The sequence below is a fragment of the Photobacterium sp. CCB-ST2H9 genome (assembly GCF_023151555.2).
Lineage (GTDB): Bacteria > Pseudomonadota > Gammaproteobacteria > Enterobacterales > Vibrionaceae > Photobacterium.
Window position 1 is genome coordinate 786,866 of record NZ_CP100426.1, and the last position, 21,403, is coordinate 808,268.

Annotated in this window: 18 protein-coding genes; 7 read left to right on the forward strand and 11 right to left on the reverse strand. The window is 46.7% G+C overall.

All coding sequences use genetic code 11. The features are described from left to right. Positions 1 to 126: 126 nt before the first annotated feature. From L4174_RS20190 to L4174_RS20215, 6 genes are all read right to left on the reverse strand, one after another. On the reverse strand, positions 127 to 873 hold the full coding sequence (locus L4174_RS20190) for a metallophosphoesterase (protein ID WP_248142082.1): 747 nt from the start codon (positions 871 to 873) through the stop codon (positions 127 to 129). Between the two features lie 262 nt (positions 874 to 1,135). Further along, positions 1,136 to 2,077 (reverse strand): hypothetical protein, encoded by a 942-nt coding sequence (locus L4174_RS20195; protein WP_248142081.1) that lies wholly within the window; start codon positions 2,075 to 2,077, stop codon positions 1,136 to 1,138. 546 nt (positions 2,078 to 2,623) lie between these two features. Next, positions 2,624 to 3,445 carry a hypothetical protein gene (locus L4174_RS20200; protein ID WP_248142080.1) on the reverse strand — a complete coding sequence of 274 codons (822 nt, stop codon included), beginning with the start codon at positions 3,443 to 3,445 and terminating at the stop codon, positions 2,624 to 2,626. Between the two features lie 215 nt (positions 3,446 to 3,660). After that, entirely contained in the window at positions 3,661 to 4,338 is a 678-nt protein-coding gene (locus tag L4174_RS20205) for a hypothetical protein (RefSeq protein ID WP_248142079.1), read from the reverse strand. Positions 4,339 to 4,831: 493 nt separating this feature from the next. Beyond that, positions 4,832 to 5,491, reverse strand: coding sequence for a DsbA family oxidoreductase (locus tag L4174_RS20210; protein WP_248142078.1), 660 nt, complete (start codon positions 5,489 to 5,491; stop codon positions 4,832 to 4,834). An 88-nt stretch (positions 5,492 to 5,579) separates the two neighbouring features. Further along, positions 5,580 to 5,933, reverse strand: a complete 354-nt coding sequence (locus L4174_RS20215) for a hypothetical protein (protein WP_254589134.1) — start codon at positions 5,931 to 5,933, stop codon at positions 5,580 to 5,582. Between the two features lie 250 nt (positions 5,934 to 6,183). On the opposite strand from L4174_RS20215, the gene murQ reads away from it, so the two are divergent. After that, positions 6,184 to 7,098 carry an N-acetylmuramic acid 6-phosphate etherase gene (murQ, locus tag L4174_RS20220; RefSeq protein ID WP_248142076.1) on the forward strand — a complete coding sequence of 305 codons (915 nt, stop codon included), beginning with the start codon at positions 6,184 to 6,186 and terminating at the stop codon, positions 7,096 to 7,098. A gap of 89 nt (positions 7,099 to 7,187) precedes the next feature. Here the strand turns inward: murQ and L4174_RS20225 are convergent, their stop codons facing one another. Next, on the reverse strand, positions 7,188 to 8,090 hold the full coding sequence (locus L4174_RS20225) for an AraC family transcriptional regulator (RefSeq protein WP_248142075.1): 903 nt from the start codon (positions 8,088 to 8,090) through the stop codon (positions 7,188 to 7,190). 169 nt (positions 8,091 to 8,259) lie between these two features. Between L4174_RS20225 and L4174_RS20230 the strand changes: the two genes are divergently transcribed. From L4174_RS20230 to L4174_RS20250, 5 genes are all read left to right on the forward strand, one after another. Further along, positions 8,260 to 9,411: an iron-containing alcohol dehydrogenase gene (locus tag L4174_RS20230; protein WP_248143291.1), complete on the forward strand. Its 1,152-nt coding sequence runs from the start codon at positions 8,260 to 8,262 to the stop codon at positions 9,409 to 9,411. Positions 9,412 to 9,671: 260 nt separating this feature from the next. Beyond that, the gene (locus L4174_RS20235; protein ID WP_248142074.1) at positions 9,672 to 10,460 is read left to right on the forward strand and encodes a TetR/AcrR family transcriptional regulator; all 789 of its coding nucleotides are present in this window, start codon (positions 9,672 to 9,674) and stop codon (positions 10,458 to 10,460) included. Between the two features lie 219 nt (positions 10,461 to 10,679). Continuing rightward, positions 10,680 to 13,034 carry an RND family transporter gene (locus L4174_RS20240; RefSeq protein WP_248142073.1) on the forward strand — a complete coding sequence of 785 codons (2,355 nt, stop codon included), beginning with the start codon at positions 10,680 to 10,682 and terminating at the stop codon, positions 13,032 to 13,034. Positions 13,035 to 13,110: 76 nt separating this feature from the next. Beyond that, complete coding sequence (locus L4174_RS20245) at positions 13,111 to 13,875, forward strand: outer membrane lipoprotein-sorting protein (protein ID WP_248143290.1); 765 nt, start codon at positions 13,111 to 13,113, stop codon at positions 13,873 to 13,875. A gap of 20 nt (positions 13,876 to 13,895) precedes the next feature. Then, positions 13,896 to 15,047, forward strand: a complete 1,152-nt coding sequence (locus L4174_RS20250; RefSeq protein WP_248142072.1) for a hypothetical protein — start codon at positions 13,896 to 13,898, stop codon at positions 15,045 to 15,047. A 127-nt stretch (positions 15,048 to 15,174) separates the two neighbouring features. Here the strand turns inward: L4174_RS20250 and L4174_RS20255 are convergent, their stop codons facing one another. Then, complete coding sequence (locus L4174_RS20255; RefSeq protein ID WP_305885160.1) at positions 15,175 to 16,299, reverse strand: histidine decarboxylase; 1,125 nt, start codon at positions 16,297 to 16,299, stop codon at positions 15,175 to 15,177. A 347-nt stretch (positions 16,300 to 16,646) separates the two neighbouring features. Here L4174_RS20255 and L4174_RS24090 point away from each other — a divergent pair, with 347 nt between their 5' ends. Then, complete coding sequence (locus L4174_RS24090) at positions 16,647 to 17,969, forward strand: PAS domain-containing methyl-accepting chemotaxis protein (protein ID WP_305885161.1); 1,323 nt, start codon at positions 16,647 to 16,649, stop codon at positions 17,967 to 17,969. 51 nt (positions 17,970 to 18,020) lie between these two features. Here the strand turns inward: L4174_RS24090 and L4174_RS20270 are convergent, their stop codons facing one another. The 3 genes from L4174_RS20270 to L4174_RS20280 all read right to left on the reverse strand — a co-directional run bounded on the left by L4174_RS20270 (position 18,021) and on the right by L4174_RS20280 (position 21,392). Further along, entirely contained in the window at positions 18,021 to 18,512 is a 492-nt protein-coding gene (locus tag L4174_RS20270; protein WP_248142070.1) for a histidine phosphatase family protein, read from the reverse strand. Positions 18,513 to 18,593: 81 nt separating this feature from the next. Then, positions 18,594 to 19,829, reverse strand: coding sequence for an ABC transporter substrate-binding protein (locus tag L4174_RS20275; RefSeq protein ID WP_248143285.1), 1,236 nt, complete (start codon positions 19,827 to 19,829; stop codon positions 18,594 to 18,596). A gap of 123 nt (positions 19,830 to 19,952) precedes the next feature. Continuing rightward, positions 19,953 to 21,392: an ATP-binding protein gene (locus tag L4174_RS20280; RefSeq protein ID WP_248142069.1), complete on the reverse strand. Its 1,440-nt coding sequence runs from the start codon at positions 21,390 to 21,392 to the stop codon at positions 19,953 to 19,955. Positions 21,393 to 21,403 lie beyond the last annotated feature (11 nt).

Here is a 21,403-nt window from a genome sequence, read left to right on the forward strand (position 1 = left end):
TCAGACATGCCTGTGTGATTTTTTGATACAGGCCAAGTGTAGTCGAAGATCGCGGATTCAATCCGAAAGTGACGTTTCCGACACCAGGTGTCTGCTATGGCTCAGTCCTGAACTTTAGTATTTCGTTCAGCATCTGCCCGTTTTCAGATAATGCGCCCAGTCTTCACGGCCATTAGATTTCGCGGCCTGAACCGCACTTTGCACATCATAATCGACCCGATGAAATGAGATATCCCACTGCCCCTGAATCCCCTCTTCAATCAGCACATATGAAGCCTGCGGCGTGTAATTCTGCATTGCATGCGGTAGCGGCCATTCATCCTGATAAGCCTGTAAACCCACGCTGCCGGGGTTCACAACCGTCTGCCCGCTGGACAAACGTACATTGCGGGGCAAATGTGTGTGCCCGCACAGAATGATCGGGGCCTGAACCCCGTCAAGACATGCCAAAATCTCATCATCCCTTTTGACCTGCGGATACCCTGAACTGATGTCTTCCAGCAGATACATTAAATCATTGTCCGGTGCACCATGGCAGGCATAGATATCATCTGTTATCAGCACATCAGAAGGCAGTTGTCGCATCCATTGCAGGGGAACGTCACCCAGGTCTTCAAGAATAAACTGCAGCGTTGGGTTTGAGGCGACATCATCTTTGGTTGACTGATATATCTGTCTGTCCTGATTACCGGAAATGGTCAGCGCATTCAGGGTCTGCAAGCGCTCATAAGTCGCACGAGGTGCGATCGGGCCGTACAGAATATCTCCCAGATTGACCAAACGTGTTGCTCCCTTCCAGATAGCATCTTCAACAACCGCATCCAGTGCAAAAACGTTGCTGTGAATATCTGACAATATCGCGTATTTTTCCATGCCGCGCCCCTTACATTTCAGTTCATGTTCCGGTTTCAGCTATTGCGTCACTCACCCAGCAGGCATCAGCCTCTTCAAACAAGATGCTTAGTGAATGCCACTTTGAACGTAGTAGAAAACGCCGCCAAAAAGCGCAGCCAGTATCACAAGAGTGGTCAAAAACTTCAGCGCGAATCCTTTCATTTTCATATCCTTTCCGTTTCACCAAGCATCAGATTATTTTACCGGGTTCACCTTGCCCGAACAGAGAGGCACCCGACAATTAACGTCGTTTCACTGATAAAGCAACCCGCTGAATTTCATCCGATATTTTGGCCAGCGCTTCCGTTGAGCCCGTTGCAATCAAACGCCAGTACTGCCCGCTCTGATCAAACCCCGTATATTGAATGATGGTTCGGTCGTTATTCACCGCCTCGATTCGGTAACCTTTGAGCCCGGCGAAGGTCGTATGCTTTGTGGAAATCACAACGGCTTTCTCATAGCCGGCAACACTGTTCAGCAATTGCTCTGAAAATAAATCCGGTGAACGAATAGACGAAGCCACCAGCGAGTGCCCCATCGTGATCAGTGGTTTTTTACCGGTTTTATCGACACCGTCAAAAGTGGTCAGCACCACAGATGAACCGGCCAGCACATCGGTCAGTTGAAATGGCGGTACGGCATCCAGTGTAAATGCTAACTGCTCTGCTTTTTCCCGGACTGTGACGGCGTTGCCGATAGATACTGAAGCAATCGAAGCGCCAAGCTTGTCTTCACTGATACTGTCTGCCGGAATGATGTTGTAAGTCAGCATCACGCTGAAGTCTCCTGGAAACAAAGCCAGGTATTTACCAACGTCTGTCCCTTGTATCTTCTGAACACCAACCAAAACTGGCTGGCTCACGTTTCCCTGCTTCACTTGCAACAAGCGCGTCACTTCAATCCCCCGTTCAGCCAGGGCTCTTTTCGCCAGTTCCAGATTTGAAAAAACAGGACTGAGCTGGACATATGCAGCTTTGGGCAATTCTGCAATCAGAATACTGGAATTGGTTTTCGGTTCTACAAACCCTGAGAATTGCTTCGCAACAACAAATCCATCCGGTGGACTCATAGTGACAGACGTTCCGGGGACATGAACAGACACAGGAGTTGCACTCACAGTTGCCGAACCAATCAACGAGACAATGCTGATTACAATGGCTACAGGCCAGGTAAGTTTCTTCAAGGGAATCATCCTTCAGGTATTAAATACAGACTGATTTCTCAATTTTCGGATGATTCTAAAGACTGTATCATGACAAAGCCTGAACAGGCGGTCGTTTATTGCTTCATGTTTTTGAACAATAGGAAATCGGCAAACTAAGTTGAGTTTTCCAAAACTTATTACCCAGAATGTCGCTTCGGTCTTATTTTTTAATAAAAGCTTATCTATTCTACCGTCAGCATAAATTTTATACTGGCACAATATACAATTAAAACACCATTACAGCTTGTCATTATGCCAAAAGCTATTATCTGGGATGACTTCACAGATTTCATTAATATAATCAGAGAGTAAACTTGACATTTCATTCCATGGCAACTTATCGCCACATGATCTAGATTATATCCAGTGCTATGAGCTATCTCGCTTAGAACACTTGATAGACAAAATTAATCAAAATATAAAATTTAACTCATTCATTACAACAGTCGCGAGAAATGAATAGATTGAAAGCACTCTAATCGAGTGCTTTAGTACAATAACAACAAATTCGTAAAAAAGTAAAACTCATTTAACCAAGAATGGTATCTCATTTCTTACATAATCAATCAGTTTTTTATACTTATCTGTACGTGTATCAATCAAGTAATCATTGATATAAATCATTTTATCTGACATGCAATTATCCAATATTTTCTTTACTTCATCGAAATTCGAATCATCACAAATCAGGTCAAATCGAAAGTGTATATCAAAGCATTTATTCGATGAAAAAAAGTTATTCTCATCAAATATTTTAACAACAAAGATTGACTCCCAAGGCAAAGATTTTTCCACCGGTTCTTTTTCTCTGAACACAGTAGCCATTGAAAAAACACCTAATGCCCCAGCGCCAGCACCGGCAAAAACCATTGGCCCCATGATCAAAAATAATCCGATCACAGTTGGAATTGCGAGCAAAAGAAACACTCTGAGCGTTCCTTGACGAATTTTTTTACCTCTTCGGTAAGAACGGACATAAATTCCAGTCTCTGTTATTCGATGATGGTATCTCTCTGGATAACAAGCCAGTAACATTGAAATTAAAAGTATGGATAACATTACTGCACCCACGACTAGCCCAGTTCCTTTTAAATATTCATCTCCCAGGAATTCAATCGCTGAAGAAATCGAAATAGAAACTAAAAAGAAAAATAGACAACCACCTCTTAACCCTTTTTCCCATCTATCTTTCTTCCATTCGAATAATGGTTTTTCATTCTTTATAATATTACAGTATGACTTCATAAATGCAGCTAAACGTTCAGCATCTGTTGTAAACTTTGTATCATTTACAATCGAGTCACGAATTTTTTGATATTGTTGAAGATTCCGATCATTATTGTTCATGATTTTTCTCTAAATGGAACACTCATCGATTCACAAGAAAAGGATGAGTGTTCAAGAGGAATAAATAGCTACAAATCAATATGATTATATTCAGGCATATAAAATGGTAGCTCTTTTTCAAGAGTTATTTTAGCTTTTTTACATACATCAGACCTATAATCATAGCCTGTGTCCGTAAAATAAGCATCTTCACGAATATGTTTAATAATTAACTTTTAGATATTTTCATAGTCATTCTTGTTAGTTCTTACCTCGTAATTATTTAAATCAATTCGGTAATCATCGCCCCAAAAACCACTATTATTCTTTGCCACTACAATTAACAAACCATGCCATGGAAAGTACACTTCAGATACACGATTTTCTTTCGCGACAATTGTGATAAATGAAAGAAATCCTAATGCGCCCGCACCTGCACCTGCACCTGCAAAGGCCATAAATCCAATGGTCATCATCGCATATAGTACAGCAAATGCACCAAGCACCAAATAGAGGGCCAAGATTACTTTTCTGGCCTTCTTGCCTTTTTTGTATTTCAAAACATAGAATCCACTTTTCGTGAACTTATGTTTGTAACAGATTAGATGAAACATCAGTAATATTGGAGAAAAAATCATGAATCCTAACAAAGTTAGGCTCGTCATAATCATATCACTGACATAAAAATATACAAATACATTGATTGATATGTAAAAAAACAAAAAGAAGGCAGATTCAAACTTTAAAGATTTTGGATAAAATTTTATATCCCATTCAGCTACTGCTTCCTCTGAAGCAATAATATTTTGATACTTTTCCTTAAACGTAGTCAATCGTTCATCATCACTTTTATAGCTCCGATCAGCTATGATGTCTTTTCTGATCTGGTGATATTCACTTTGTGTACAAGTCATATGATTTACACTCAAATCTCTGACAAATAATCTCAGTCAAATACAATGCCACCTGGATTCACTCATTATGACATTGATGGAATAACCAACAAATTTGTTTGATATCATTTCATGGCACTTCAGTAAAACACTTCAAAAAGGTATTTTTGAGTGAATATTATCTATTATACCGTTTTAGTGTCAGCTTAATCATTCTACTCTTTTCTCATTTCATCGTTCCTCAAATAGACAATCGATGTAAATGTTCCTGAAAATCCAAAACATCGACGACCATTCGAATGTATAAAAACGATTTTATCCTAAAACCATCATCGAAATTTAACTGAATTCATAGGCGATTTATCGGAACACCCTGTCAGATTATCTTATTCTTTGATATTTGATCGCAGTCACAAAATACAAGGCATCAACACCCAATCGATGTTCATGCCTGATTTTGGGGAAATAGGAAACCAACAGTGAGGCCAAACTTCACGTGGCGGTTCCAGCCGGATTATTCAGCCGCTTCGCTCAGTAAAGTATCAATGATTTGTCTGAAGGTCCCCGTTTCCTGAGCACCGGAAACCAGATATTTTTCATTGAAGACAAATGCCGGTACCGCAGACACACCTTGTTCAACCCACGTCTGCTCTTCGGATCTCACGGCTTCTGCGAATTGATTATTTTTCAGAACCAACTCAGCTTCATCACGATCCAGCCCGGCTTTATCGACTGCTTCCAGTAAAACATCCAGCGCGTTCGGATTTTCCTGTTCTGTGAAATACGCTTCAAACAACGCCAGCTTCAGTTCAGTCTGACGACCATAAGTCGCTGACCAGTGTAAAAGCTGATGTGCTTTGAACGTATTATAAATGCGGGATAACGGGGTGAAATGAAAGCGAATACCACACGCCTCACCCAAAGCAATGATTCGCGCACGGTTCTCTTCACTTTCTTCCGGGGTAATCTGATATTTCTGCGCGAGATGCTCACTGAGAAGCTGTCCATCCGCGGGCATCCCCGGATTCAGCTCAAACGGGTGCCAGCGTAACGTGTAATTTACCTTATCCTGATAAGAATCAAGTGCTTGTTTCAGCCGCTGATAACCAATATAGCACCAGGGGCAAACAACATCGGATACGATATCTATTGTGAGTGTAGTATTTGTCGACATGGGCGTCGTCCCTTTATGTAGGTGGGCTGATCGTGATGACCGAAAGGTTAGAAATCAACCCAAAATCCCCGAAAATGAGATCTGACGGCTAAGGTTCTGACAAAGCCGATGTATCCCAGTAAACATAAATTGACTCGTTATTTAACTCAAAAATAAGCCCTTTCTGTCCTAAATCATTCCTTTGCCGGACAGGCTGGTCAAAGCCATCTCTGTATAAACCAGGCGCATTATGTGCCGGATGAAAGTCATAATTCACCCCATCGCTTCTTTTAATACTGATATAGCCATGATATTGAGACAGTACGCAAAGATATCGGCCCTCTGGCAGTTTTGCTCCTTTCGGATAAATATCGCAACGTGCGTCGATAATATCGGCATCAGCCTGAGCACTCAGCATCATCAGTACCCCTGCGATAAACGCAACTGAAATCAGCCTGAACATCTTTTCCTCCGCGACCCGCCTGATTTCACGAAGTTGTGACTGATATGAGTGTAGCACCATACTCAGGCATTCATGCTGCTACAGGCCATATCGGCTTCCTGTGCCTTGGCAAGGCTTCATCTCTGAGTGAGGGTTGAATTCAAAGTGCCCGAAACTGACATGTGTGTTCACCCGAAAAACGATTGAAAACAGTGAACAGAAATCAGAGATCCCATATGATGGCACCAGATAACGAAGTGAAGGCATTGCCATGAAAATTGATTTAAACGCCATGATCACTGAAAGTCGCAATCCTGCCAGCCAGGCGATTGATACCCTCTCAACGCTCGACATGCTGAAAGTGATTAACGATGAAGACAAGAAAGTGGCACTGGCCGTCGAGCAAACTTTGCCCCGGATCGCTGAAGCCGTAGATGCCATTGCCCATGCCTTTCAGCAAGGCGGCCGGTTGATTTACGCGGGTGCCGGCACATCTGGTCGCTTAGGGATTCTGGATGCCAGTGAGTGCCCCCCAACTTACGGCAGTGATCCGTCTCAGGTTGTCGGTCTGATTGCCGGCGGACAGGAAGCGGTTTTCCGTGCCGTCGAAAACGCCGAAGATAATCAGACACTGGGCGCAGACGATCTGAAAAACCTGAATTTTTGCGACAAAGACGTTTTGATTGGTATCGCCGCAAGCGGCCGCACACCTTATGTTATTGGCGCGATGACATATGCAAAATCTGTTGGTGCAACCGTTGGATCGATCAGCTGTAACCCTGACAGCACGATGTCACAACTGGCCGATATCGCGATGACACCGATTGTTGGACCGGAAGTTGTGACGGGCTCTTCCCGCATGAAGGCCGGAACCGCGCAAAAACTGATTTTGAATATGCTGACCACAGGCGCGATGATTCGGACCGGTAAAGTTTACGGAAATCTGATGGTGGATGTGGAAGCAACCAACGCCAAGCTGGTCGAACGCCAGAAAAACATCGTCACCGCGGCAACAGGCGCAAACCGGGAAGACGCTGAAGCTGCTCTGGCAGCTTGCGGCGGCCACTGCAAAACGGCAATCGTGATGCTGCTGACAGGATCAACTGCCGATAAGGCCCGTCAATTACTTGAAGACAATCAGGGCTTTACCCGGAAAGCCATTCAGCAGGTTTCCTCACAGGACTAAACCAGCTATTGATCACCCGCCTCAGCTTGAACTCACAACAAACGTACCTGTCAATCTGGTGCGTTTTTTCAGAGCATCACAGACAAAGGTCAGACTCTTTCTTCCCCCTGGAGTCCGATCTTACTCGGCGGCAACCCGAAATAACGCTTAAATTCCCGGCTGAACTGAGCCGGACTTTCATATCCCACACGACTGGCTGCAACACTGGCCGTCAGACCGTCCTGCACCATGAGCTGCTTCGCATTGTTCAGCCGGATTTTTTTGATGTACTGCAAAGGCGGATCCGTCACCACCTGCTTAAATACACGATGAAAAGCTGAAATGCTCATGCCCGCCATGTCAGCAAGATCATCAATGGCCAGTTTATCCGCATAGTGCGACTGCACATGTTCTATCACCCCGGAAACTCGCGCCAGTGCACTGTCCTGCCTCACATACTGCGCCAGAAGTGCACGTTGCTCTCCCTGTAACAGCCGGTAGAAGAACTCCCGTAACAATTGCGGGCCCAGCATCCGTGCGTCCAGCGGATTGTGTAATATCATCAGCAAACGCTGCATACAGTTGTCAATTTGTGGCGTGATCGGAGAAGCGGCAACACCTTTGTGCTGAACATCTGACGAAAAATAATCTGCCCCAAGTTCGGCTTCCATCTCATCAACCAGTTGACGAATCACGCTGTGCTCGAATCCGATATCAATGCCGATTAACGGTGCTTCCTCAGAGGCAAAAGTCTCACAGGCGATTGGATATGGTGCTGAGACAATCAGGCAATGCCGGGTATCATACTCAAAACGATAGTCGTTCAGATGGCCGATCTTATTGCCCTGAAAGATCACCACAACCCCTTGCTGGTACATCTGTGGTGTCACATGGTGATATTGAGTGATTTTAAACAGGCTGACGCCATTTAATGCTGTACCAACCTTACCTTGCTTAGATTTTAAACCAAGTTGCTTACACAGCGATGACGCCAGTTCCAGCGATCTATTCATGACCTTTCCTCTTTTCATCATGATGACGCAGACAGACTGAATCACCAAGCCTTGAAAAGTGTAAAGCAGGATCAGGCAAGAATTAAGCAGAATTGTGTATTACTGATGACAAGGATGTCACCTACACTTGCCCTCACATTCAATCTTCAAGCTAACCTGGAGCGCAATGATGAATCCATTCAGCTATCACAATCCCACCCGTATTCATTTTGGTGAAGGACAGATTGCTAAAGTCGGGACAGAAATCCCGAAAGACAGCAAGGTCCTCGTCCTGTACGGTGGCGGCTCGATCAAAAAGAACGGCGTCTATGATCAGGTTTCTCAGGCACTTGAAGGTCATCAGTGGGATGAGTTTGCCGGTATAGAGCCAAACCCGCAGTACGACACACTGATGGCAGCCGTAAACAAAATTCAAACTGAAGGTTTTGATTATCTGCTGGCTGTTGGCGGGGGATCTGTCATTGACGGTACCAAGTTTATTGCCGCAGCCGCTCGCTTTGAGGGTGCAGATCCCTGGGATATCCTGGCAAAGTATGCCCCGGTTAAAGATGCCCTGCCGATTGGCTGCATTCTGACCCTGCCAGCAACCGGCTCAGAAAGTAATAAAGGTGCCGTGGTTTCACGCGGCAAGGATAAGTTGAGCTTCATGACCGCCAAAGTCCAGCCGGCTTTTGCTGTACTGGATCCTGCTACAACACTGAGCCTGTCTCCGCGTCAGGTCAGCAATGGAGTCGTCGATGCTTTCGTCCACGTGATGGAGCAATACCTGACCTTCCCGGTTGATGCAAAAGTACAGGACAGATTTGCGGAAGGTCTCCTGCTGACTTTGATTGAAGAAGGCCCGAAAGCACTGGCATCGCCAGAAGATATGACAGTACGAGCCAATATCATGTGGTCAGCGACTCAGGCACTGAACGGCCTGATTGGTGTTGGTGTTCCTCAGGACTGGACAACTCATATGATTGGCCATGAGCTGACCGGGAACTATGGGATTGATCACGCGCGGACACTGAGTATCGTGCTGCCAGCAGTCATGAAAGAACAGCGTCAGGAAAAAGAAGCGAAGTTACTGCAATATGCTGAGCGTATCTTTGGGCTGACTGAAGGCAGTGTTGATGAGCGCATTGAAACAGCCATTGCCAACACGGAATCTTTCTTCCGTGACATGCAAGTCCCAACCCGCTTGAGCGATGTCGATCTGGGTGAAGAAGACATTCTGGTGCTGATCAACAGTCTTGAAAAACATGGTATGACCACCCTGGGCGAACACGGAAAAATCAGTATTTCCGATAGTGAAGCGATTCTGCGTACTGCGCTGTAAGCTTTGAATCTGTTGTATCACCTGTCCAAGCCGCTTTCACAAGCGGCTTTTTTCTTACTGACTGCTCCGACCATAACGGTTTTCGTTCAAGATCACACTTGAGGTATTGATCTCTGTGCATAAGCAGCTATTATGACGATCAGTCAACTTTGACTAATCGTCATTTTTTGAAGTGATTTATCCTTCAGGGAATCGTGTTAAACTTATGAGACAGGAGTTGCAATGTATCCACGCAACTGACAAGCAAAAAGTCGGAAGTTATGTTCGGGTTTAACTGTAATAAAGATAGATGTGCCCTCTTCTCTGGAGAGCGTGTACCAAAAACCAAAAAACAGCAGGCGATTGCTGATCGCGATCAGGAATTGATCATGCTTGCCAAAGATCTGGTGAACAAAGAAGGCTTTGCGAACCTGACGATGGACAAGCTGGCAGCAATCAGCCCTTATTCTAAAGGTACGGTGTATAACCACTTCTGCAGTAAAGAAGATGTCATCGTTGCCTTGTGTACTCACGCCATTAAAGCTGAGATGTTGCTGTTTAACAGAGTCTTGGGTATGGAAGGCAGCAGCCGGGAAATACTGATGGCTGTGCATGTGGCTTATCATATCTTTGCCCGGCTCGAACCCGTTTTGTCGACCTGCCTGCTCACGGCTAAAACCCCTTGGGTAATTGATAAAGCCTCAGGCGCTCGCGTGGAAATATTAAACCAGCTCGAAGAGCAAATGATTGATAGTGCGGATGCAATCGTGAATCACGCACTGGAAGAAGGCAACCTGATGATGTCTGCCGCTGTCAGTACCGATGCCGTCGTTTTTGCCAATTGGTCACTTGCTCTGGGTTCCAATGCATTGATTATGAATGCAACCAACAGCCGTTGTATTCACCGTCTGCAGGATCCTTTCACAGTTCTCAACAACGTAAACATGTTGCTTGATGGGATGGACTGGAAACCTTTATCCAGTGAAAAGGACTACAAACGATTGTGGAAACACATTGAGCAGACCTTTTTTGCTGATGAGATCTCACTTCTGTCACAACTTGGTCGTTGAGTTACCCGTTTAACCCGCATCACGCGGGTTAATTTCACACCAGAGTTGACGATTAGTCATAAAAAGAGTTTACTCCCTGAGATGCATATCAATTGGGGTGAAACGTTCCTGACATAAAACACAGTTTTTAATGTCTGTGAGCGAATTAGGATGTCAGCCAGTTTTCGAACTGGTTTTTAAACACCAACTTTTGACGAAACGTCACTTATGGAGCGTGTGATGAAAGACAGTATATCCAGACTGCCAGTCAAGCGAGCTTACCTCGTTACGATGGCAGTGATTGCCCTGCTGATTGCAGCAACGATCGGGGCAAAAAACCTTTACTTCCGTGGTGATTACAGCATCTTTTTTGATGGTGATAACCCTCAGCTACAAGCATTCAATACCATTCAGGACACCTTCAGTAAAACAGACAATATCAGCTTTGTCATAGCCCCGCGAGACAGGCATGTGTTTACCCCGGAAACCATGATTCTGTTGAGAAATCTGACAAACGACAGCTGGCAGATCCCTTTTTCAAGCCGCGTAGATTCGCTGGCCAATTTCCAGCATACAGAAGCAGTTGAAGATGACCTGCTGGTAGAAGATCTGCTCCTCGAAGACTATCCATTGGATCAGGCTCGGGTGAATAAAGTGAAAACAATCGCCTTGCAAGAGCCTCTTCTGCGGGATGCACTGATCTCCGCCAAAGGAGATGTTGCAGTCGTAAATGTGACTTTGCAAATGCCAAAAGTTGACGAAACGGCAGAAATTACCAAAGTCACCAATTTCTCTCAGGCATTGCTGGATAAATATCGCGCCGAATACCCGGATGTCGATTTCTACCAGGCTGGCATTGTTGCCATGAACCGGACGTTCATGGACATGGCCCAACAAGACAGCAGTACACTGGTACCTGCGATGGTCCTGATCGTCCTCGTTTTCCTGACCCTGATGTTGCGAACATTCACTGCCGTGCTGGCCACACTGATTGTGATTATCGGCTCAGTGACCGCAACCATGGGTATCTCGGGCTGGGCGGGAATGTTCCTCAGTACCGCCACCGTCAATGTCCCGACGTTAGTGCTCACCCTGGCTGTCGCCGACTGTGTTCATGTGATCGCAACCATGCGTCAGGGCATGCAGCGCGGCATGGGGAAACAAGATGCGATTCACTACAGCATCACGCTGAACGCCATACCGGTTCTCATCACTTCAGCGACGACCGCGATCGGTTTTCTGATGATGAACGCTTCAGATTCGCCGATTCTACGTGATTTGGGCAATCTGTCAGCACTGGGCATTATGATCGCCTGCTTCCTTTCCGTCAGCCTGCTGCCTGCTTTACTGACGATTCTGCCAATGCGTGCACCGGCGATCCAGCCTGAAGGTCAGTCCGGCTGGACCAATAAACTTGGAAACCTGGTTGTTCAGCACCGTAAAATCATTCTGCCGCTGTCGATCGTCGTCCTCGCCGGCTCATCGCTGCTTTTGCCCCGCAATGTCGTGAATGACGAGCCAGTGAAATACTTTGGCACCAACAGTGAATTCCGTCAGGCTGCCGACTTCATGGCAGACAACATCAGCGGGATGACTTCCGTCAGCATTGCAATTCACTCCGGACAACCACAGGGGATTGCCGATCCATCATTTCTGAAAATTCTGCGTGATTTTACTGACTGGTTACGCATCCAGCCGGAGACCGATCATGTTGCCAGCCTGAGTGATGTCTTCAAGCGCCTCAACAAGAACATGCACGGAGATGACAGCCACTGGTACAGACTGCCTGAAGACAGAGCACTGGCTGCCCAATATCTGCTGCTGTATGAAATGTCACTGCCGTACGGACTTGACCTGAACAACCAGCTGAATGTCGACAAGTCTTCCGTCAAGCTGACCCTGACGACCAAGAATATCGGCAGTAAAGAACTGGTTGCGATGGAAGCCAGAATTTATGACTGGTTTGCCGGCAATGCGCCGGGTTATCGGGTCACCGCTTCAAGTCCGAACCTGATGTTCGCTCACATTGGTGAGACCAACATGGCCAGTATGCTCGGGACACTCCCGGTCACCCTGGTCCTGATTTCTGCGCTGATGATTTTTGCGCTCCGTTCATTGCGACTGGGCGTGATCAGCCTGATCCCGAACATTGCCCCCGCTGCGATTGGCTTCGGCATCTGGTCACTGTGGTCCGGAGAAATCAATCTGGGTCTGTCTGTGGTGGTCACTATGACGCTGGGTATTGTCGTTGACGACGCCGTACATTTCCTCAGCAAGTACCAGATTGCCCGGAAAGAAGGCCGAAATGCAGAAGAAGCCGTCCGTTACGCTTTCAATACGGTGGGCCGCGCTTTATGGATTACGACTGTCGTTCTGGTGGCTGGTTTCATGGTGCTCGCCAGTTCAAGTTTCCGTCTGAACAGCGACCTCGGTCAGCTGAGCGCATTGATCATCTTTATTGCGCTTGTTGTGGACTTCCTGATGCTGCCAACCATGCTCATGCTGTTTGACCGCAAACCCGTATCGCAAGGTGATGCCGAAACTGCCTCACCCGACAACAAGTTAACAAATACAAATCATCCAATTACCCAATAAAAATTGATTCGAGACGAAGGAGAACGTGATGACCAATCAAACTGCGCGAATCACCCAATGGCTGGCTCCAATCGGCATGATTGTTGCCCTTGGTTTAGCGGTGATACCGGCCGTTTGCCATGCCGGTAACGAACAGGGACTCGACATCGCAAAAGAACGTAAAGCACGGGATACTGGCTGGGGCGACAGTATTGCCGACATGACCATGCTGTTGTCCAATGCTCAGGGTGAAAGCAGCACCCGTAAAATGCGCATCAAAACCCTGGAAGTCGCCGATGATGGTGATAAAGGACTGACGATTTTCGATCAGCCGCGTGATGTTCAGGGCACCGCCTTTCTCAATTTTGCCCATACCACAAAGCCGGATGATCAGTGGCTTTACCTTCCTGCCCTGAAGCGTGTCAAACGCATTGCATCTCGCAACAAGTCCGGTCCGTTTATGGGCAGTGAATTTGCCTACGAAGACTTAAGTTCGTTCGAGCTTGAGAAATATGATTTTACTTATCTGGGCAATGAAACCCTCGATGGCCAGTCCGTATTCAAAGTTCAACAGATTCCGACCGATGAATATTCCGGTTATACCAAGCAACTGGTCTGGATCGATCAAGACCAGTATCGTCCGCTGAAAGTTGAGTTTTACGATCGGAAAGACAGCCTGCTGAAAACGCTGAATTTTGAAGAATACACGCAGTATCTGAACAAGTACTGGCGTGCGCATAAAATGACGATGACCAATCATCAGACAGGAAAAACAACGGTGCTGACCACTCATGAGCTGACTTTTAACAATGGGCTTGATGAAGGCGACTTTAATAAAGCCAGCCTCAAGCGCGCGAAATAAATCCAAGAACAGGAGCAATCATGACATTCCGATTTGCTGTATTGCCCCTGTTTCTGGCTGCCTCTGTTGAGGCAGCCGGTTTCAGCGGCCAGATCAACCTTGAACAACGCCAGTTTCTGCATGACGGACTTGAAGGACAGGACAAAAGCCAGAGCTCACTGGTCATCGAACCAGAATGGTATACCGAATGGCAGGACGGCGATGCCCGGCTCACGATTCAGCCATTCCTGCGGCTCGACAGCCTGGATAATGAGCGAACCCATGCCGACTTACGTGAATTCATGTACCTGCAGTTAATTGATGACTACGAACTACGCATCGGTGTGGGAAAAGTCTTCTGGGGGGTAACGGAGTCCATCCATCTGGTGGATGTCATTAATCAGACAGATAACGTTGAGTCCGTGGACGGTGAACAAAAACTAGGTCAGCCGATGCTCAGCCTGACCGCTGTGAAAGATTGGGGAACTGTGACTGGCTTTGTCCTGCCCTACTTCCGGGAACGGACATTTGCTGGCAGAGATGGCCGACTGCGACCGCCACTTCCGGTTAATGACGATGCCCGTTATGAATCATCCGCGGGCCAGGAACACATCGACGGATCACTTCGTTACAGCCATTACTTCGGTGATTGGGATATAGGTGCCAGCTATTTCAAAGGCACCAACCGGGAGCCTTATTTCCTGCCCGGTTCGACCAGCCTGACGCCCTATTACGCACAAATGGAGCAAACCAGCGTCGATATTCAGGGCATTTTCGGCACCTGGTTGCTAAAGCTTGAAGCCTTATACCGTGACAGTCTGGAAAACCATTCTGCGGCAGTGACTGGTTTTGAATACACCATCGTTGGGGCATTTGAGACTTACTGGGATATCGGCCTGATTGCTGAATACCAGTACGACTCTCGTTCAGAAAGCCTGAATCAGAACGATTTATTCCTCGGAACCCGGTTTGCCCTGAATGATATCGACGGTACAGAGGTTCTGATAGGGATCAGTCAGGATTTGGATCATCGTCAGGAATCAACCGGACGTGTTGAAGCTTCTGCCCGCATCAATAACAACTGGAAATGGCGCGCGAATGCCTGGTGGTTTAATGCTGACAAACTGGACAGCCCTTTGTATTTTGCGCGCAAAGATGACTTCATTGAGCTGGCGTTAGAATATTATTTTTAAGTGCAGTCCTGATCATCTATTTTTTAAAAGCTGATGCCGGAAAAACTCCAGTCCTCCGGCAAATCCGAATGAACTGAAGAGGAAGTGGCTCATCATGCCACTTACCTCTCGCAGCTCAACAACGACACTAGGCAACCGTCATGGTTTCATCTTCCTTCAAATCCAGTGCCACATCTTCAATCAGCTGATCCAGAAATTGAATGTTATCAATCATATGCCCTGTGATAATGATGTGAGCATACTCCGCTGAATTCGCCAGACCATATTTTCGCCAAACCGCCTCAGAAGGTGTCGGAAAGACAACAATCACTGAGTTCGGGTTCCTCCAGGCTGGTACGCCTTTCTCGTTCATCTTCTCAGTCGCATATTCAGCCAGACGCAAACAGCGCTTCACCCGGAGTTCTTTTTCCTGCTCGGTGCTGCTCTTAATGGCATACCACAGCATCAGTGGTGTTATACCATTTCTTGAACCTGTGATTGTCTTATCATTCGCAACAATATAATCAACGGCAACACTAATGTTTTCTACATATTCTTTCTTGGTTAACACCACGCCACAGGGTATCGGCGCACCAATCATTTTATGACCTGAGACAGAAATAGAATCGATATCGTCTGCAAATGAATAAGGTTGCGGTGCGTCAACAAAAGGAAGAATCATGCCGTGAAATGCAGCATCAACATGAAGGTAGTAATCTTCTCGCTGAATGCCTGCATATTTTAATATCGCTTTTATTTTATCCAGATTGTCTGTCGCACCATGCAACGTTGTGCCGACATTTGTGAATATAATCGGATGCTCAGTTTCATTCAGTGCAATCTGTCTCTGGAGATCTTCATAATCGATTTCACCATTCGGCAGACTTCTGACCACACGATGTTCAATTCTGAGCAATTTCACTATCTTAGCGACGGAGTAATGCGTATTTTCCGAAAAATACAGAATACCATCCGGGAAGATTTCACGGGCCAGATAGCAACCATACATATTTCCTTCGGTGCCACCATTAGTCACATATCCCCAGGATGTTTCAAAAGGAATGCTGAATTTCTCTGCGAAATAGCGCATCACTTCTTTTTCAAAACGGAAAGTATTGAGGCTGTAAATTGATTCGACGGCCCAGTCACCGCAATTATTAAATGAAAACTGCCAGAATTTATCAAGTTCCTGATAGTTAAAGTCTGCCGAAACCGGATAGCCGATAACATTAAATTGATTTGATTTACAGGTATGAAAAAAGTCTTGAAGCATCTTTTGATCTTGGGCTGATAATTGCATTGAGATAACCACGTTTCATATATTATTTTAATTCGCGGCGATACTAACAACGAATTTTAGTTGCAACAACAAGCATATTTTTATTGATAAAAATGTTCTTATCTCGACTTTGTACAAGATTTTTTACAGGTATCCGGCACTGATAGTTCAAACAGAAAATATAAAAATCTCCAGGGAACAGTTATAGCAATCAATCCTGCTATTCTGACTCAGAGACGTGATCTACCTGAAAGACTTGAAATTTCGAGCACATTTACACTTTTAAATAAATTTTGGTGTTCTATAGTCGTGAGTGGGTATATGTCATAAAGGAATGAGACATGTTCGGGTTCGGGGTATCCAGAAAAAATGTTGTATCACTGACAAATGATGAATTTGTACAACGGGAAAACAACGAAGCAAAACATTTACTCAATGCGATTAAAAATGCTTTTGCGTTCATTGAGTTTACACCCACGGGAGAAATCATCTCCGCCAACCCGCCTTTCCTTCGTGCCATGGGATACAACCTGAGCGAGATTCAAGGCAAACACCATCGCATGTTCTGCACTGAAGAAACCCGTCAAAGTCAGGCATATCAGGTTTTCTGGAAACAGCTGGCGCAAGGTCAGCAATCAAACGGCTTATTTAAAAGATTAACTAAAAGCGGAAAAGAAATCTGGCTGGAAGCCAGTTATTGCCCTGTATTTGATCCGGACGGCTCCGTTTACAAAGTCATTAAAATTGCATCTGATATTTCTGAACGGGTTGCCGAGCATCATGATCTTGCCAGTCAGATGCAGGCTGTCTCACGTTCGATGGCAATTATTGAATTCGACCTGAACGGCCATATTCTGAATGCCAATGATAATTTTCTGTCGACCGTGGGTTACACGCTGACAGAAATTCAGGGCAAACATCACCGGATTTTTGTTGCCCCTGAGTATGCGAAATCCCGTGAGTATCAGAATTTTTGGGATCAGCTCGTCCATGGGCAATATCTGGGCGGGAAGTTCGAACGGATCAACAAAGCCGGGGACACCTTGTGGCTTGAAGCCACTTACAATCCGATATTCGATGCCAACGGGGTACTCTATAAAATCATCAAATTTGCAACCGACATCACTCAGAGTGTCCTGATTGGTCAGGAAAACAGCCAGTTGGCTTACGAATTGTCGGTCAATACCAGCCAATTATCTGCAGAGGGAAGCAGTGCAGGCAATATGGCGATTCAGCAGATGACTCAGATGGTCGAGGCCCTGAACATCACTTCAGGCGTCATGACCCAGCTGGAAGAGCAATCGAAAACGATTACCAGCATGGTCGACACGATCTCCGGGATTGCAGATCAAACAAATTTACTGGCTTTAAATGCGGCCATCGAAGCTGCACGGGCCGGCGATCAGGGCCGAGGTTTCGCCGTGGTTGCAGACGAAGTTCGTCAGCTTGCATTCCGGACCAACGAATCCACAGAAAAAATCGATCATGTTGTGAAACAAAACAGTCAGTTAACCACGCGAGCGGTCTCTTCAATGTCTGAGATTATTACCCATGCCCACAGCAGCATGGAAAAAGTCAAAGAAGCCAGCGCAGCCATCCACAACATTGAAGCCGGCATCAGTGATGTCGTCAATGCGATCCGCAAAATGTCTGAAACAGGCTGACCCGGAAGATGCATCCTAAAAACATCAGGCCGCAAATGCGGCCTGATTGAATTATGACAAACGCTTTGGATAGTCAAAAAAGAGAAGCTGAGAGTTATCCGGCCCGAATTGTTTCCATTCCCGGGTATGAACAGCAAAGACAATTACGCCGCAAGTCGGAACATTCTCTGTTTTCAGCCCCAGACGAGCCACCAGATCATTAATTGCCGGGTTGTGGCAGACAACCATCAGACGTTCGACTTCATCGGAAACCGACTGAATTATCTCAACAACTTCATGAGCATTGTCCGTATACAGTCCCACTGTTGTAGCCAGTTCAGTCGGATGAGGATGCAACGCCTGTTCGAAATACTGCGCAGTCTGAAAAGCCCGTTCTGCCGTGCTGGACAAGATTCGCTGAGGTAATGCCTGCCAGGCCGCAAAACGTTTTGCCATATCTGCCGCATTATCCAGACCACGCTGGTTGAGCGGGCGATCGTGATCATCCAGATCCGGATCATCCCAGGACGATTTTGCATGACGGACGATATAAAGCAGCTTCATACTCTTGGTTCCTCCCTCATTTTCTTTTGTCCTAAGCCTAGCGCAATCTGTCAGGCTTAACTCATACCTGAATCACATTGATTAGCGGGCAGATTTTACAGCTCTGGCCAAACGGTGCGCGGCCTGCTCCGGATCTGCATTTTTACTGTGGAAGAAATTGGTGACGACATCAAAAATAGCCGCCTGCACATAACTGGTATTTGCCAGCCCCTGAGACAGACTGGGAACCAGCGTGTTCTGAGCTTCACTTGCACTGAAAGCCTCAGCAGATGCACGTGAACACTGATCAAACCCTTCCAGCGAGACATCGCTGCGAACCGGAATCGAGCCTTTCGCCAGATTAAACTGACGCTGAAAATCAGGCGTCAGAATGGTATGCGCCATCATTTCCTGTGCTTTCAATTGTCTGGCAGAATTATTTTTAAAGAACGCGAAACTGTCGATATTGTAAGTGAAATAACCTTGTGTGCCAGGCGCGGGAATACACAGAATATGTTCGCCCGGAACTTTCCCCATGGCGGTGAGTTCCCCTTTGGCCCAGTCTCCCATAAACTGCATCGCAGCCTCGCCATGGACGACCATCGCGCTGGCATCACTCCACTCCATTGCCTTGGTTTTCACATCAATATACTGACGCATCGCGTTAAACTGACGGAAAACTTCCACCATTTTTTTGCTGTCCAGCTGAGACATCTCCAGATCGACAAACGCACGCCGGTAATCAGCCGGACCAAGAACGGCCAAAGCAATCGATTCGAACAAAGTCACTTCCTGCCAGGGGTCACTTCCGAGAGCAACAGGCACAATTCCAGCTGCTTTCAGTTTTTCCGCCGCATCAAAAAACGCATCCAGTGAATCCGGCACCGTTGCACCCGCCTGTTTCATCAGAGCCGGGTTCACCCAAAGCCAGTTCACCCGATGAATATTGACCGGCACAGCAACATAATGTCCCTGATATTTCATGATTTGGCTGATGACCGGAGGCAACAGCTGGTCCCAGTGTTCTGCTTGAGCGACTTTATCCAGATTCGTCAGAAAACCCAGCATGCCCCATTCTTGCAGATCATCCCCTTTCAGCTGTGCTGCTGAAGGCGGATTCCCGGAAACCGCGCGACTTTTCAGAACCGTCATCGCGCTTTCACCACCACCGCCGGCAATCGCAAAGTTTTTCCAGCCAATGCCCTGCTGCTCCAGACTGTTCTGAAGCACATCCGCGGCATTCATCTCACCTTTTGCGGTCCACCAGTGCAGCACCTCCACTTCTCCCCCCGCAGAATCCGGTTCCGCACTCAGCGCAGCGGGTGAAACAAAAGGCATCAGAGCTACGGCTAAGGACAAAGTCAATCGGCGAACTGTGCCAGCGGAGCATTTTCTAATCATCTGTTTTCAATTCCAAATCAGAGCATCAACACGCAATCAAAACCGGCCTGTAACATGGTATCAAACGATGAAGCGAGGCAAAGTCAGCGTGACTTCCAGCCCGCCCTGCTTCAGGTTCCGAATCGTCATATCGCCACCATGTGCATGTAAGATATTGCGGGCAATCCCCATACCCAGGCCGTGACCTTCATCATCTTTTGCCAGACGGACATAAGGCTCAAACACTGCATCCATCTTTTCTTCCGGAATTCCCGGCCCCTTATCCCAGAGACGGATCACCAGTGATTCCTCACTGTCTGCCACATCTACCCAGACTTCCCGGCCGTATTTCACACCATTCTCAATCAGGTTACTCAGACAACGTTTGAGTGCCAGCGGCTTCCCGATGACTGGTGAAATGTGCTCGTCCGGCAAATGGACCTGTGTCTGATACCCGTTGTGACTTTCCGCGATACTGCGCATCAGCTCAGACACATCCACCTGAATCAGGTTTTCATGTAAATCCGTATCTCTGACGGTCTGCAGCGCGCCTTTCACCATCATTTCCAGTTCATCAAGATCTTTGTTGAACTTATCAATTTTGGCATCGTCATCCAGCAGCTCAGCTCTTAACCTTAACCGGGTAATCGGGGTTTTCAGATCGTGCGAAATAGCTGAAAACAGGTGTTCACGGTCATCGATATACCGCCGCAGCCGTTGCTGCATCCGGTTAAATGCCCGTGTTGCCGTCACCAGCTCACTTGCGCCTTCCTCTTTCAGTTCCGGCTGGTAGATGTCCATACTGAGGGCATTCGCCGCATCCGCCAGTCGCTTGAGCGGCTTGGTCTGGCGACGCACCATGGTATAGGTAAAAAACAGCAACAATGCGGTGATAAAGAGTAAAAAGAGCACCTGCTGCTTGGTGATGATTTCATCTTCGAGTGAGGTATAAGGCGGCGGCAGCAATGCTGCGATATACAACCATTCTCCCTGGGCCAGTTCCAGCTGAACCACGAGAATCGGCGGATTGAGCGGCTCCAGACTTAACGTGTAATGCGCCCAGGATCGGGGCAAATCACTCAGCAGAATATCGTTCTTCAGCACATGGAGCGTTTCCGGACGGGAGAACTCCACCCGAATAACATCCAGCCGGGGAAGTTTATCGTGCAGCACTTCCCGGATCGCTTTCACCGCGGTGTGTTTCATACTGGAGGCGGGAATCGGATCAATGCGGATTTCTTCCTCATTAAACGAAACAAAAAAGCGGGTACCGCCCATATTCCGGATCTGATCCAGAACGATATGACGATACTGTAAAGGCAGTGATTCAAAAAATGTCACCGTCGAAGCAAACATCGTTGCCATACTGGACGCGGCAGACTCAAGCCCTTCCAAATCGCGCCGTTTCGATTGACCGTACCAGATTAAAGTCGCAATCATCTGCGCCAGAAACACAGCAAGTAACGTAAACCACAGTGTTCGGGCCATCAAAGACGTTGGCCACCATTTTTTCCAGTTCATTATCCCTCAAC

Excerpts from the sequence above, each read along its gene's own strand:
- L4174_RS20190 (WP_248142082.1), bottom strand. The coding sequence starts at position 873 with ATGGAAAAATACGCGATATTGTCAGATATTCACAGCAACGTTTTTGCA.
- L4174_RS20200 (WP_248142080.1), bottom strand. The coding sequence starts at position 3,445 with ATGAACAATAATGATCGGAATCTTCAACAATATCAAAAAATTCGTGAC.
- L4174_RS20205 (WP_248142079.1), bottom strand. The coding sequence starts at position 4,338 with ATGACTTGTACACAAAGTGAATATCACCAGATCAGAAAAGACATCATA.
- L4174_RS20210 (WP_248142078.1), bottom strand. The coding sequence starts at position 5,491 with ATGTCGACAAATACTACACTCACAATAGATATCGTATCCGATGTTGTT.
- L4174_RS20215 (WP_254589134.1), bottom strand. The coding sequence starts at position 5,933 with ATGTTCAGGCTGATTTCAGTTGCGTTTATCGCAGGGGTACTGATGATG.
- murQ (WP_248142076.1), top strand. The coding sequence starts at position 6,184 with ATGAAAATTGATTTAAACGCCATGATCACTGAAAGTCGCAATCCTGCC.
- L4174_RS20225 (WP_248142075.1), bottom strand. The coding sequence starts at position 8,090 with ATGAATAGATCGCTGGAACTGGCGTCATCGCTGTGTAAGCAACTTGGT.
- L4174_RS20230 (WP_248143291.1), top strand. The coding sequence starts at position 8,260 with ATGAATCCATTCAGCTATCACAATCCCACCCGTATTCATTTTGGTGAA.
- L4174_RS20235 (WP_248142074.1), top strand. The coding sequence starts at position 9,672 with ATGTTCGGGTTTAACTGTAATAAAGATAGATGTGCCCTCTTCTCTGGA.
- L4174_RS20240 (WP_248142073.1), top strand. The coding sequence starts at position 10,680 with ATGAAAGACAGTATATCCAGACTGCCAGTCAAGCGAGCTTACCTCGTT.
- L4174_RS20245 (WP_248143290.1), top strand. The coding sequence starts at position 13,111 with ATGATTGTTGCCCTTGGTTTAGCGGTGATACCGGCCGTTTGCCATGCC.
- L4174_RS20250 (WP_248142072.1), top strand. The coding sequence starts at position 13,896 with ATGACATTCCGATTTGCTGTATTGCCCCTGTTTCTGGCTGCCTCTGTT.
- L4174_RS20255 (WP_305885160.1), bottom strand. The coding sequence starts at position 16,299 with ATGCTTCAAGACTTTTTTCATACCTGTAAATCAAATCAATTTAATGTT.
- L4174_RS24090 (WP_305885161.1), top strand. The coding sequence starts at position 16,647 with ATGTTCGGGTTCGGGGTATCCAGAAAAAATGTTGTATCACTGACAAAT.
- L4174_RS20270 (WP_248142070.1), bottom strand. The coding sequence starts at position 18,512 with ATGAAGCTGCTTTATATCGTCCGTCATGCAAAATCGTCCTGGGATGAT.
- L4174_RS20275 (WP_248143285.1), bottom strand. The coding sequence starts at position 19,829 with ATGCCTTTTGTTTCACCCGCTGCGCTGAGTGCGGAACCGGATTCTGCG.
- L4174_RS20280 (WP_248142069.1), bottom strand. The coding sequence starts at position 21,392 with ATGAACTGGAAAAAATGGTGGCCAACGTCTTTGATGGCCCGAACACTG.